General features: G+C 67.0%; 14 protein-coding genes. 2 read left to right on the forward strand and 12 right to left on the reverse strand.

Translation table 11 applies throughout. The features are described 5' to 3' along the window. Positions 1–13 precede the first annotated feature (13 nt). Positions 14–418, forward strand: a complete 405-nt coding sequence (locus H7J73_RS15130; RefSeq protein ID WP_264068271.1) for a DUF5319 domain-containing protein — start codon at positions 14–16, stop codon at positions 416–418. Between the two features lie 19 nt (positions 419–437). Here H7J73_RS15130 and H7J73_RS15135 read toward each other — a convergent pair whose 3' ends face one another. The 3 genes from H7J73_RS15135 to H7J73_RS15145 all read right to left on the reverse strand — a co-directional run bounded on the left by H7J73_RS15135 (position 438) and on the right by H7J73_RS15145 (position 3,253). Beyond that, a complete protein-coding gene (locus H7J73_RS15135; RefSeq protein WP_264068272.1) occupies positions 438–1,721 on the reverse strand; it encodes an anti-sigma-D factor RsdA in 1,284 nt (427 codons plus the stop codon). Next, positions 1,714–2,292, reverse strand: a complete 579-nt coding sequence (locus H7J73_RS15140) for a sigma-70 family RNA polymerase sigma factor (protein ID WP_264068273.1) — start codon at positions 2,290–2,292, stop codon at positions 1,714–1,716. Before H7J73_RS15140 ends, H7J73_RS15135 begins: the two co-directional genes overlap by 8 nt. 88 nt (positions 2,293–2,380) lie before the next feature. After that, positions 2,381–3,253 carry a hypothetical protein gene (locus H7J73_RS15145; RefSeq protein WP_435405499.1) on the reverse strand — a complete coding sequence of 291 codons (873 nt, stop codon included), beginning with the start codon at positions 3,251–3,253 and terminating at the stop codon, positions 2,381–2,383. 387 nt (positions 3,254–3,640) lie between these two features. Between H7J73_RS15145 and H7J73_RS15150 the strand changes: the two genes are divergently transcribed. After that, a complete protein-coding gene (locus H7J73_RS15150) occupies positions 3,641–3,931 on the forward strand; it encodes a WhiB family transcriptional regulator (RefSeq protein WP_264068274.1) in 291 nt (96 codons plus the stop codon). Between the two features lie 62 nt (positions 3,932–3,993). On the opposite strand, the gene H7J73_RS15155 is transcribed toward H7J73_RS15150, so the two are convergent. The 9 genes from H7J73_RS15155 to alr all read right to left on the reverse strand — a co-directional run bounded on the left by H7J73_RS15155 (position 3,994) and on the right by alr (position 12,883). Next, entirely contained in the window at positions 3,994–5,355 is a 1,362-nt protein-coding gene (locus tag H7J73_RS15155; RefSeq protein WP_264068275.1) for a threonine/serine exporter family protein, read from the reverse strand. Between the two features lie 365 nt (positions 5,356–5,720). Continuing rightward, the gene (gene groL / locus H7J73_RS15160; RefSeq protein WP_264068276.1) at positions 5,721–7,346 is read right to left on the reverse strand and encodes a chaperonin GroEL; all 1,626 of its coding nucleotides are present in this window, start codon (positions 7,344–7,346) and stop codon (positions 5,721–5,723) included. Positions 7,347–7,446: 100 nt separating this feature from the next. Then, the gene (groES, locus tag H7J73_RS15165; RefSeq protein ID WP_264068277.1) at positions 7,447–7,749 is read right to left on the reverse strand and encodes a co-chaperone GroES; all 303 of its coding nucleotides are present in this window, start codon (positions 7,747–7,749) and stop codon (positions 7,447–7,449) included. 241 nt (positions 7,750–7,990) lie between these two features. Next, positions 7,991–9,016 carry a tRNA (adenosine(37)-N6)-threonylcarbamoyltransferase complex transferase subunit TsaD gene (gene tsaD / locus H7J73_RS15170; RefSeq protein ID WP_264068278.1) on the reverse strand — a complete coding sequence of 342 codons (1,026 nt, stop codon included), beginning with the start codon at positions 9,014–9,016 and terminating at the stop codon, positions 7,991–7,993. Further along, entirely contained in the window at positions 9,013–9,489 is a 477-nt protein-coding gene (rimI, locus tag H7J73_RS15175; RefSeq protein WP_264068279.1) for a ribosomal protein S18-alanine N-acetyltransferase, read from the reverse strand. Before rimI ends, tsaD begins: the two co-directional genes overlap by 4 nt. Next, positions 9,486–10,127: a tRNA (adenosine(37)-N6)-threonylcarbamoyltransferase complex dimerization subunit type 1 TsaB gene (gene tsaB, locus H7J73_RS15180; RefSeq protein ID WP_264068280.1), complete on the reverse strand. Its 642-nt coding sequence runs from the start codon at positions 10,125–10,127 to the stop codon at positions 9,486–9,488. The genes rimI and tsaB overlap by 4 nt, the downstream gene beginning before the upstream one ends. Further along, positions 10,124–10,564 (reverse strand): tRNA (adenosine(37)-N6)-threonylcarbamoyltransferase complex ATPase subunit type 1 TsaE, encoded by a 441-nt coding sequence (tsaE, locus tag H7J73_RS15185; protein WP_264068538.1) that lies wholly within the window; start codon positions 10,562–10,564, stop codon positions 10,124–10,126. The genes tsaB and tsaE overlap by 4 nt, the downstream gene beginning before the upstream one ends. Before the next feature lie 28 nt (positions 10,565–10,592). After that, positions 10,593–11,717 carry an alpha/beta fold hydrolase gene (locus H7J73_RS15190; RefSeq protein WP_264068539.1) on the reverse strand — a complete coding sequence of 375 codons (1,125 nt, stop codon included), beginning with the start codon at positions 11,715–11,717 and terminating at the stop codon, positions 10,593–10,595. Between the two features lie 11 nt (positions 11,718–11,728). Next, positions 11,729–12,883 (reverse strand): alanine racemase, encoded by a 1,155-nt coding sequence (alr, locus tag H7J73_RS15195; RefSeq protein ID WP_264068540.1) that lies wholly within the window; start codon positions 12,881–12,883, stop codon positions 11,729–11,731. Positions 12,884–12,931 lie beyond the last annotated feature (48 nt).

Here is a 12,931-nt window from a genome sequence, read left to right on the forward strand (position 1 = left end):
GTACTGTAGAGACGTGCGCGACCACCTCCCACCGGGTTTGCCGCCCGACCCCTTCGCTGACGACCCCTGTGACCCGTCAGCGGCACTGGATGCGATCGAGCCCGGGCAACCACTCGACCCGCAGGAGCGATCCGCGGTAGAGGCCGACCTTGCCGACCTCGCTGTTTACGAAGCGTTGTTGGCACACAAGGGAATTCGCGGCTTGGTGGTGTGCTGCGACGAATGCCAGCAGGATCACTATCACGACTGGGACATGCTGCGAGCGAACCTGCTGCAGCTGCTCGTCGACGGCACGGTCCGCCCGCACGAGCCGGCCTATGATCCCGAACCTGATTCGTATGTGACCTGGGACTACTGCCGCGGTTATGCCGACGCATCGCTCAACGAAGCCGCCTCAGAAAGTGACGGATATCGCTGAGGGCCGAACGGACCTTCGTTCAGTTCCCGCCCGATAAGGGCAGCTGCAATATCGGCCGGGGCATCGTCGTGGTCACCACATCCGGGGCGCGCTGCGGCGCCGTCTGAGCGACGCTCGGCGCTGCCGGGGCCTCGACCGTCTGCGACTCCGCGGCACGGGGCGCCGCGGTCGGCAGTGTGGTGGTGGTAGTCGTCGTCGGAGTGACGAGGGACGTCGTCGCGGGCGGGGTGGTCGTGGCAGCCGCCGGTGACTGTGCGGCAGACGTCGGCGCGGTCGACGAGGGTGGCGACGACGCTGACGAAGTCGACGCTGAGGCGGACGACGAAGTCGATGACGGTGCGCTGCTACTCGGCGGCGCAGTGGTCGTCGTGACCACCGGCGGCGGGGCGCTGACGGTCTGCTGCGGCGAGGGTCCCGATGACGGCGATCCCGGGAACAGGGTCTGCGGCAGCGTCGGCAACGTCATCGACGGCAATGTCTCCGGCAGCGACGGCAACGTGAAGGACGGCAACGTCATCGACGGCAAGGAGTCCGGCAGCGAGGGCAATGTGATCGCCGGCAGCGTCTCCGGCAGCGAGGGCAATGTGATCGCCGGCAGCGTCTCGGGCAACGAGGGCAACGTGATCGCGGGCAGCGTCTCCGGCAGCGACGGGAGAGTCAGTTGTTCCAGCGGTCCCGGCGCCGCACTCGGCGGCACGGTCGCCGCCGGGTCGCGCTGATCGACCTTGACCGCCAACTGATTCCATTGGTCGATCAAGTTCTGCTTGCGCGCGGTGTCGTCGACGCCCTGGACCGACGTGCTGACCGACGCGAGTTTCTGCTGGGCCTGCGCCCAGTCACCGTTGTCGATCAAGGTCTGGACCTGAGCCATCTCCTGCTGCGCAGCCAGCGCCACGCGGTCGTCACGCACGGTCTGCGGTTCCCCCAGCAGTGCTGTGCGCAGTCCGTACAGCGGATCGCCCGGACCGGCGCCACTGACCACCGCACCGAACCCGCCGATGCACAGCACGGCGGCGGCGAGCGACGCCACGATCGTCAGACCGCGGTGCCCGCCACGCTTGGCCGGCTTCGAGTTCACGCCGTCGCGCAGCGCGGCCGCGGCCTCGCGTTCGGTGACCAGGTCGGTGGCCGGGGGCCAACGGACCTCATCGCGCCAATCCGCCAACAGGGCGAACAGCTCGGCTTCGTCGGCATCAGCGGGCTGGACGCGGCGCTCGGTGGCGATCGCATCCAGGAGTTGGTCAGTACGGGCGATGGCGTCCAGGGACTCCCCGCCCGATGAGCGCCGTCCGAAATCAGCCACGGTCATATCCCGTCGCCACGACTTCGGTCTTCAGCCGCGCCAGCGCGCGGTGCTGAGCCACCCGGACCGCGCCCGGGGTGCTTCCGACGGCGTCGGCGGTCTCTTCGGCCGACAGCCCGACGACGACGCGCAGAATCAGGATCTCGCGCTGCTTTTCCGGCAGAAGCTGCAGTAGAGCGTTCATCCGCTCCCCTGCGTCGGTGTTGATGGCGAGTTGTTCGGGTCCGGCTTCATAGGAAGCGCGCTCCGGCACGACCTCGGTCGGCTCGGCGCGATTGCGCCCTGCCGCGCGGTGCGCGTCAGCTACCTTGTGCGCTGCAATGCCGTACACAAAGGCCAGGAACGGTCGTCCCTGATCCTGGTAGCGCGGCAGCGCCATCATGGCGGCCAAGCACACCTCCTGAGCCACGTCATCAGCTGAAAGACCGCTGCGTTCCGCGGTTCCGATGCGAGCTCGGCAATACCGAACCACAACCGGGCGGATGGTCTCCAGCACTTCCCGAAGCGCATCTCGATCTCCCGCCACTGCCTCAGCAACGACAGCGTCGAGACGCTCTCCTGGAATTGTCATCGACGGCGATATCTCCAACGTTACGAACCGGACACATCCCGGCGGTGCGGCACAGCTAAACAATAGCGATCAGAGACCCCGAAGACCGTTAGCGGTGGCTCCAGATCCCGCCGCGTCGTCGCACCGCTTGCGCTGCGGCGTCCTTGATGGTTTGGACTTCCCGCTCGGTGCGCGAACCGCTTCCGATGCTGTCCAGCAAGGACGCCAAGGCCCATCGCAGCGGTATCAACCCCAGGTGGCCGGTGATCTCCAACTCCAGGTCGGCGATAGCCCTGGCCTTGTCCAGACATCCTGAACTGCACAGTGCGGCGGCCAGCACCACATTGCTCTTGACGCGATGGCGCGCCGAAGTGCCAGCAGAGTCTGCCATTGCGACGCCTCGCTCGGCGTGCCGCACGGCGGTGGCGCCGTCTCCGGTCGACATGGCCAGTTCCGCAGAGACCCAGGCCAGCCGGATCGGAAGCCGGGTCACCGACGCCTCCCAAGATGCCGAAGACTCCCAAAGACCCGAAAACTCCGAAAGGTCCGATCCGGCGAGTTCGGCCTCAGCTCGGCGCAGCAGTGTGGCCGACACGGCGAACCGGCCGATGCCGAGCGCATCGGCGGCCAGACCGACGAGCGCGTCGATCCGCGCCTCGGGGTGCCCACCGGCAAGGGCCAGGGCGCGGCCGTCCCACCCGCGGGCCCGCGTGTGCCAGCCGAGTTGCCGCAGCAGCGAACCCTGCGTGCTGGACGCCAGCGAGGCGAGCGGTCCATAGGGTTGCGCCCTACGTAGGGCTGACAGTTCTGTGTGGGCGACGGCGTAGTGCCCCTGCCCTCCCGCAGCCACGGCACGTATCCACCGCTGCATCGGCGTCGTGGCTGCCGGCAAAGGCCACCGGCTGGGATCGCTACCGAAGGCGGCCGCCTGCAAGGTCGCCAAGTCACCGATTGGCGTGGGCGGATCAGCGGGAGTTGTCACCGACGCGGACGGTACCAACCACTTGGATAGGGTTTTGACGCGGGCAATAGTTAACAGTTCATCGTCTCAATGTTACGAACAGATCAACTACCTACTGGATGCTAGGAAATGCGCATGACACGCGCACGAATCTGAGCTGCGGATATACAAGATCGCTCGACCCATGGTGACCGGTCCTACCATCGAACTCGTCGCGAAACTCGTCCAAGGATGAACGTGATGTAAATTCTCAGGCTGCGCTTATGTCATTTCGCACATATGCAGCCTATTGACGGAGTTTCCTGCACCGCCCTACTTTGTCTTCACGAGTAGTCATCGGCGACAGCACTCGGATCGGTTCCACAACTCACGCGGTGTCAAACATGCGCGGGGAGAGGGGTTTTCCAAATGCCACAGCCGCAGCAGCTTCCCGGCCCGAATGCCGACATCTGGGATTGGCAGATGTCAGGACTTTGCCGGGGCGTCGATTCCGCGATGTTTTTCCACCCCGACGGAGAACGCGGCCGTGCCCGGGCGCAGCGTGAAATGCGCGCCAAGGAAATGTGCCGACGCTGCCCAGTGATCACCCAATGCAGGTCACACGCCCTCGCTGTCGGTGAGCCCTACGGCATCTGGGGTGGACTGTCCGAGTCCGAGCGCGAACTGTTGCTGAAACGGGGCATTCGCCGCACGGCCTGACCACACGGAGTCGCCAGGAGGGCCCATCCCGGTCACGGAATGGGCCCTCCTTTTGTGCGGTGTCAGCGACTTACGCCTCGAGCCATCACACGACGTCGGCGAACCTTCCAGAAGCTCCATTCCCCCAGCGTGACGCCGGCCGCGAGGGCGCTACCGATCGCCATGGCACTCAGCACCGATGCGAACCCGACAGCGTGCTGGTCATTGAGAATGGCGTAGATGCCATGCAATAGGGCAAGGCCTGGCAGCAGCGGCACGATACCCGCGATCGACACCACCAACGGAGGCGCAAGACTGCGGCGCTCCATCAGTCGGCCGACCAGGCCGATCGGCACTGCCGCGGCAAACGATGCGACCACGGCGCCCAGCCCGAGCCCCTGCGTCAGCAGAAACGCGATGGTGCCCGCCGCGCCACCGAACGCCGCGGCCACCGCAGCAGTCCGTTCGGCATAACAGGCCAATGCATACGCTGCCGCGCTCGCCGCACCGAAGGCAACGCGCGCCGGCAACTCTGCCAGCGCAGGTGGCGCCTCGGCACTGATGGCGACGAACGGCGCGCCGAACCGGTTGGCGAGGTGCAGCACCAGCGCTACGCCGGCGATCGTCGCGGCAGTCATCATGACCAATTCGAAGAAGCGACCCGCAGCGGTGACCGGGGCGCCCGAGATGAGGTCGCCGACCGAGCCGACCAGCGAGAGACCGGCCAAAAGTACGACAAGACCAGCAGCGATCGCCACCGTCGGTTCGAAATGCAGTCCCAGCTTGGGACTGAGCCAGTAGAGCACCAGCGGCGGGGCGGTCGCGATGGCACCGCCGACCGCGTATTGGAAGAAGAACGGGAGTCCGTGCCGGTTCAGCCGCCGATTGACCCTGTCGATGGTCATCGCGCTGAGAGCGCTGACGAAACACGCCAGCAAACTCGCCCCGAGAGTTCCCGCCGTGAAGAAGGCCAGCGCACCCCAGGCGAGGGTGGCGACCCAGCGCTTGTAGGGGTGCGGCGCGGTGATGATGGCATCCAGTTCGTCGCGGGCCGTCGACGACGACAGCTCACCTGCACGGATGCGCGCGATCAGCCGGTCGACAGCCGCGAGCCGGCTGAAATCCATCGAGCGGGATCGCACGGTGTGCAACGTGGTGGCTGCCGGCGAGGTGGGCCCACGGTAGGCAGCGATGTGAATCGTCGTGTTGATGACATCGACTTCGCAGCGCCCGATCCCGTACGCCGCGGCGATGCCCGTCACCTGATCCATCGTGGCGGTCGCCGGCATTCCGGATGCCATCAGAATGGCACCGATGTTCCCGGCCAGATCGAGGACTTCCCCCACCCGCGCGCTGTAGGCCTCGTCGAGTTCACGACTGTCGGCCTTGGCCAATCGCGGCAGACTGCCGGTGGGCGGATCGGTTTCCCGAACGATCCGAGTCAAAATCTCACGCTGCCGTGCCCGCCAGGGGTGGCCCGCGCGATCCCGGGTCAACTCCACCACACTGCCCTCCTCGCCACACTTGCTGTCATTCAACGCTTTTCGATTTTCACTCGCACAGTCAGAGCCGGACTAAGTCAACGGCGACCATGTAAGGAGCAAAGCTGAGTTTACTCCTGGCAGCTCCTATGATCGACCGGCTCGTCAGTGAGACTGAGCACACGCCGTTACCAGCTCCCCGCTGCGCGCGGACCCGGCGGCTCGACCCAGCTGAGCGGAACCGCGGTCCGGTCCGAACACCTCACACGGCAGGGCCGAAACGAAAGCACCCCCGGCCAGCTGGCCGGGGGTGCTTCGTCAAGACGTTCCTAGTGGGCGTGGCCGTGATGGCCGTGCCCGTGGCCGTCGTCCACAGCCTCGACCGGCTTGTCGACGACCGCGGTCTCGGTGGTCAGGATCATCCGCGCCACCGAAGCGGCGTTGAGCACCGCAGAGCGGGTCACCTTGACCGGATCGATGACACCGTCGGCCACCAGGTCGCCGTAGGTCAGGGTCGCGGCGTTGAAACCGTGATTGAGAGGCAACTCGGAGACCTTGTTGACCACGACGGAGCCGTCGAGACCAGCGTTGGTGGCAATCCAGTACAACGGCGCCGACAGGGCAGCGGAGAAGACATCCACACCCAGGGCCTCGTCGCCGGACAGCGATGCGCGCAGATCCTTCAGCTTCGCGCCGGCCTGCACCAGCGCGGAACCGCCGCCGGCGACAATGCCTTCCTCGACCGCGGCCTTGGCCGCAGCGACCGCGTCTTCCACTCGGTGCTTGCGCTCCTTGAGCGCGGTCTCGGTGGCAGCGCCGACCTTGATGACCGCCACGCCGCCGGCCAGCTTCGCCAGTCGCTCTTCGAGCTTCTCGCGATCCCAGTCGGAGTCGGTGGCTTCGATCTCGGCGCGCAGCTGGGCGGCGCGACCGTCGACGGCTTCCTTGCTGCCACCGCCATCGACGATGACCGTCTCGTCCTTGCTCACTACGACGCGCCGCGCCGTGCCGAGCACGTCGAGCCCCACATCGCGCAGCAGCAGACCGACGTCAGGGTTGACCACCTGGCCGCCGGTGACCACGGCGAGGTCGTCGAGGAACGCCTTGCGACGGTCACCGAAGAACGGCGCCTTGACGGCAACTGCCTTGAGCGTCTTGCGAATTGCGTTGACGACCAGGGTCGACAACGCCTCTCCCTCGACATCTTCGGCGATGATCAGCAGCGGCTTGCCCGACTCGGCAACCTTCTCCAACAGCGGCAACACATCCGGCAACGAGCTGATCTTGTCGCGGTGCAGCAGGATCAGCGTGTCTTCGAGGACGGCCTCCTGCAGGTCGAAATCGGTGACGAAGTAGGCCGACAGGAAGCCCTTGTCGAACCCGACGCCGTCGGTGATTTCCAGTTCGGTGTTCAGTGTCGAGGACTCCTCGACACTGACGACGCCGTCGGCGCCCACCTTGGTCATCGCCTCGCCGACCAGTTCGCCGACTTCCTCGTCACGCGAGGAGACGGTGGCGACCTGACCGATCGACACCTTGTCGGTGACCTGGGTGGCCCCGGCCAGCAGGGCTTCGGACACCGCGTCGGCGGCCTTGCTGATACCCGAGCCGAGGGCGATCGGGTTGGCGCCTGCCGCGACATTGCGCAGTCCGGCCTTGACAATGGCCTGCGCGAGCACGGTGGCGGTGGTGGTGCCGTCACCGGCAACATCGTTGGTCTTGGTCGCGACCGACTTGACCAGCTGGGCACCCAGGTTTTCGAACGGGTCTTCCAGGTCGATCTCGCGGGCGATGGTGACGCCGTCGTTGGTGACCGTGGGGCCACCGAAGGCCTTGGCCAGTACTACATGGCGGCCGCGGGGACCCAGGGTCACCTTGACCGCGTCGGCGAGCTTGTCGACGCCGGCCTCCATGGCACGACGTGCGGTTTCGCTGAACTCAATCTGCTTGCTCATAAGTTTCTTTCCCTGTGCGGAATTGGTGGCAAACGTGCGCCGCCCCGGACACCGCCCGCACGAAGATGCGGGGACGTCCGGGGCGGATCACACGGTCGTATTATTTGGAGACGACAGCCAGCACGTCGCGGGCCGAGAGGATCAGGTACTCCTCGCCGCCGTACTTGATTTCGGTGCCGCCGTACTTGCTGTAGATCACGACGTCACCGGTCGACACGTCCAGCGGAATCCGCTTCTCGCCATCCTCGTCCCAGCGGCCGGGGCCAACTGCGACGACGGTGCCTTCCTGCGGCTTCTCTTTGGCGGTGTCAGGGATGACCAGACCGGATGCGGTCGTGGTCTCGGCCTCGTTGGCCTGAACGAGGATCTTGTCCTCGAGTGGCTTGATATTGACGCTCGCCACGATGGAGCCCCTTCACTAGATTCAGGATGTGGCTCGGGGTTATCCCCGAGACCTCACACAATTTCGAGCATTACAGGTGTTCGGCATTCGTCCATGCCCCCGATGCCGTCGTCGCGGGTGCCGGCACTGAGGTTGTCCGCTTGCCACCTAGCACTCTATACACGCGAGTGCTAATGCTCAAGGGTCGGGTCTCGGCTCAGATCCGAACTGCGCCCCTCGTACCTCGGCGCTCGTCGTGCCGCTAGGCCACCTGGCCCCGCACCACCGGCAGACCCGGATCGCTCGCCACATCCAGCGGCGACGGCGTGGCACCCGCCGCCAGCAGATGGGCGGCAAAGGAGGCGATCATCGCACCGTTGTCGGTGCACAACCGCGGCCGCGGAACCCGCAGCGTCAGCCCGGCAGCCGCGCAGCGCTCTTCGGCCAGTTCACGCAGTCGGGAGTTGGCCGCCACCCCACCGGCGATCAGCAGGGTCGAGACGCCGAGTTCGGTGGCGGCCCGGACCGCCTTCATAGTCAGCACGTCGGCGACGGCCTCCTGGAATCCGGCGGCGACATCAGCGGTCGAGGCGTCCGGGTTCTTCTCGACATACCGCGCGACGGCCGTCTTAAGCCCGGAGAAACTGAAGGCATTGGGATCGTCTCGCGGACCGGTCATCCCGCGGGGAAACACAATCGCGCCGCGGTCACCGGTGCGAGCGAGGTCATCGAGCACCTTCCCGCCGGGATAGCCCAGCCCCAGCAGGCGGGCGACCTTGTCATAGGCCTCCCCCGCCGCGTCGTCGACGGTGGTGCCGATCTCGACGATGGGCTCCCCCAGCGACCGCACATGCAGCAGGTGGGTGTGCCCGCCAGAGACCAGCAGACCCACACTCTCCGGCAGCGGGCCGTGATCGAATACATCGGCGGCCAGATGCCCACCGAGATGATTGACCGCGTAGAACGGCACCCCCCAGGCGGCGGAATACGCTTTGGCCGCCGCCACTCCCACCAGGAGCGCGCCCGCCAGACCGGGCCCGATGGTGGCGGCGACGATATCGGGTTTGGCTATCCCGGCGACCTCAAGGGCTCGGCGCATCGTCGGTCCGAGAGCCTCAAGATGTGCCCGCGACGCGATCTCGGGCACCACGCCGCCGAACCGCGCATGTTCGTCGACGCTGGAGGCCACCTCGTCGGCCAGCAGGGTCACCGCCCCGTCCGCGTCCAGCCGCGCGATCCCGACACCTGTTTCGTCGCAGGAGCTTTCGATCGCCAGAATGACGGTCATTGCTCTCCTTCCGGCTTGCGACGCATCGTGAAGGCGTCGGCACCGCTGACCCGGTAATAGCGTTTCCGTACGCCGACGACGACGAATCCGTTGCGCTCGTAGAGCCCGATCGCCGGGGCGTTGTCGGTCCGCACTTCGAGGAACACCGCTCCGCCGCCGGCGAACGCGAGCAGATTGTCCAGCAGCGCCTTACCTACGCCGCGCCCCTGATAGGCGGGGTCCACCCCGATGGTGTGCACCTCGTATTCGAACGGTGCGCGCCGCCCGAGGCGGGCAATCCCGGCGTAGCCGATCATCGTCGTGCCCTCACGGGCCGCGACGTAGTGGTCATGCGGCGTCCGCAGGGCATTCAAGAACGCCTGGGCAGGCCACGGATCATCGCCGTCGAACAACTGCGCCTCCAACTCGGCGCACCGGTCGGCGTCGGCACGGGTCAGCGCGTCGATGGTGACGGGTTCCAGACCCTGGGTCATGGTGCCACGCCCCGTTCCACCAAGGTCTTCGCATCGGGCCTGCGCAGGTACAGCGGCACCAGCGGATCTGGCTCGACGTCCCAATCAGAAACCGCCGCAACAAGTCCCGCCGAGGTCGGGTAGGTGCCGGCCAGCCGCGGCAGATCGAATAGCGCCGCGTGCTCGGGTGAACCTGCGACCGCCCGGGCGGCACCGGCGGGCACCTCGGCCGCCGCGTCCACCGCGGGTCCTTCGACCCGGACACCGTCGCGGTAGCGCGCCCAGTAAATCTCCCGGCGGCGGGCGTCGGTCACCACCAGAACCTCACCGGCGGTGAGTCCCCCGATCGCGTCGAGGCTGCACACACCGCGTACGGGAATCCCGAGGGCATGGCCGTACGCCGCCGCCGTGGCCATCCCGACCCGCAACCCGGTGAACGGTCCCGGCCCGCACCCGACAACGACGCCATCGAGATCGGCCATCGTGAGGCCGCACTCAGCCAGGGCAGCAAGCACATTGGGAGTCAGGCATTCCGCATGTGCCCGAGCGTCCAGCGTGACGAACTCTGCCAGAACCTCGATGTCGGCTCCGGCGACCCGGACGATCCCAGCGGTCACGGCAGGGGTGGCGGTGTCGATCGCCAGCACGGTGCGGGTCATGGCCGGCTCCAGCGCCAGGTCGCCGTGCGCATCTCGGATTCGTCGCCACGCTCCAACTGGATGTCCAGGTGCCGGTCGGAGAGTCGCTCGGCGAGCCCTTCACCCCACTCCACGACAACGACCGCGTCATCGAGATCGGTGTCGAGATCGAGCGAGTCGAGCTCGGCCAGCAAGTCCGCGGCGGCATGATCGAGCAGCCGGTAGACGTCCACATGCACCATCGCCGGCGCGCCCGGTCGGCGAGCGCGGTGCAATCGCGCCAACACGAACGTCGGCGATGTCACCGGCCCGTCGACATCCATCGCGGAGGCAATTCCTTTGGCCAGCACCGTCTTTCCCGCACCGAGTGGCCCTGACAGCACTACCACGTCACCGGCCCTCAGTTCGCGCCCGAGCCGCTCGCCCAGTGCCAGGGTGTCCTCCGCGCGGGCCAGCATCGCGGTACCCGCCGCAACGCGCCCGCCCTCAGCCACGGGACCGCGTCCGATCGCGCAGCCGTCGCGTCAACGCCACCAGCTTATTGGGGGTGGCGCGTTCGACGAGACGGACCAGAGCGTCGTCGATGATGTCGGGCTGTTCCAACTGCACGAGATGACCTGCGCCTCCGACGATCAGCAGCTCCGCTTTGGGTAATTGCGCCACCATCGCCTCGGATCTGTCCGGCAGCGTCAGCACATCTTCGTCACCACACGCGACCAGGGTGGGAATTGCCGCCAGCACCGGCAGGGCGGCCGACTCGTCGTGCACCTCCAGCGCGTGCAGGAATTCGACCATGGTCCGCACCGAGGTGTCGTGGATCATCTCCTCGGAGAACGCCACCACGGTCGGACTGACATGTTGATCGCCGTAGGAGGCGGCCTGCAGTATCGGCCCCAGCACCGAACGCACCGCCCCGCGCCCGCGGTGCACCAGCTTCGGCGCGTAGCGGGCCGCGAACCGCGCCGCCTCCAACGCCGGATTCTGCAGGATCTCGCCCAGCGGGGATCGCGATAGTCCTTCTGCCGCAGACGAAATGAGGGCGGCCCCGACCACGTGGGTACCGTAGCGCTGCGGGAACTGACGGGCGTGCGAGAGCACCGTCATACCGCCCATCGAATGTCCGACGAGCACAACCGAACCGCGAGGTGCCATCACCGCCAGCACCGTCTCCAGGTCCTTACCCAGCTGCGTCACCGTGTAGCTCTCCGAGGGCCCGTCGCCGGACTGACCGTGCCCGCGCTGGTCGTAGAACACCATCCGGACCTGATCGCCGAAGTCGTCGGCGAGCCGTTGACGCTGGAAGTGCCAGGCACTCATCCGCAGACAGAACCCATGCGCGAAGATCACCGTGGTCGGCGCGTCGGCGGGCCCGACTTCACGAACCGCCAGATCCACCCCGTCCGGCGTGGTCACCACACCGCCTCGATCGGCGTCGATCAGCTCGAAATCCTCACCGATATAAGGATCTTCGATGGTCACACGCCGCGTCACCGACCGGGCCACGGACAGCCCGGCGACGGTACCGACCGCTCCGAGGCCGGCGATACCCGCCAGCCAGTGCGCGTTCTTGCGGCCGCGCCTGCCCCGTACCGTCTCGGCGGTATGGCCAATCTCCTCGGCGCTCAATCGCCGACCTCACGGTAGGTACGCACGACCCGCCCACGCGGGCTGGTCACCACCTCGTAGTGAATCGTCCCCAGCAGATCGGCCCAGTCCTGCGCGGTGGATTCTCCCGAGCCGCCGGCCCCGAACAGCACGGCGTCGTCGCCTTCGGCAACGTCGACCGATCCCGGTCCGAGGTCGACCATGAACTGGTCCATGCAGATCCGGCCGACACTGCGCCGCCGGGTGCCGTTGATCAACACGTCGAAACGGCCACTGAGAGAACGGAATACGCCATCGGCGTAGCCCAGCGGGAGCAGAGCAACCGAGGTGTCCCGGTCGGCCACCCAGGTGTGCCCGTAGGACACTCCTTCGCCCGCGCGGACGGACTTCACTGCCGCGACAGGGCATTTCAGCGTCATCGCGGGGATCAGGCCGAACTCACCGCCCTGCGGGACGGGGTTCAGTCCGTAGACGGCGACACCGGGGCGGACCATGTCGAAAGCCAGGTCGGGGCGGGTCAACGTGGCCGGCGAGTTGGCCAGGTGCAGGACGTCGAAGGTGACTCCGTACTCGCGGGCCTGGGCCGCCATCTCGGTGAAGCGCTGCGCCTGCAGATCGTTGGTGGGGTGCTCTGGTTCGTCTCCGTGCGCCAGGTGCGACATCAGTCCGTGGACCCGGATCGCCTCGTCTGCCTGGGCGTTGCGCAATGCGACCAACAGTGCCGGGTACTCCTCTTTGGCGCCGTTGCGGTTGAGCCCGGTGTCCGCCTTGACTGTGACGGCCGCGGTCTTTCCGGTGCGCGCCACCGCCTCGAGAAGTTCGTTGAGCTGGCGGACCGAGGACACCGCGATCTGCACATCAGCCGCAACGGCAGAAGTGAAGTCGGTGCCCGGCGGGTGGAGCCACGCCAGCACAGAGGCGGTGATCCCGTCGCGACGCAGCGCCAGAGCCTCGCCGATGGTCGCGACGCCGAGCTGGGCGGCGCCGGCGGCCAGCGCCGCCTGCGCCACCCGGGTGGCGCCGTGCCCGTAACCGTCGGCTTTGACGACGGCCATCACGGCGGCACTGCCGGCGTGCTGTTGCAGGACGCGCACGTTGTGCGCGATCGCGCCGAGGTCAACCACCGCCGCCGGCGTGGTCAGGGCCGTGGCGTTGGGCGCGGTAGGCATCATCGGTTCAATAGGCTTCGTCATGGTCACCACCGTCGATTGTCCCAGACC

It is taken from the genome of Mycolicibacterium komossense (assembly GCF_025822605.1).
GTDB classification, from domain to species: domain Bacteria; phylum Actinomycetota; class Actinomycetes; order Mycobacteriales; family Mycobacteriaceae; genus Mycobacterium; species Mycobacterium komossense.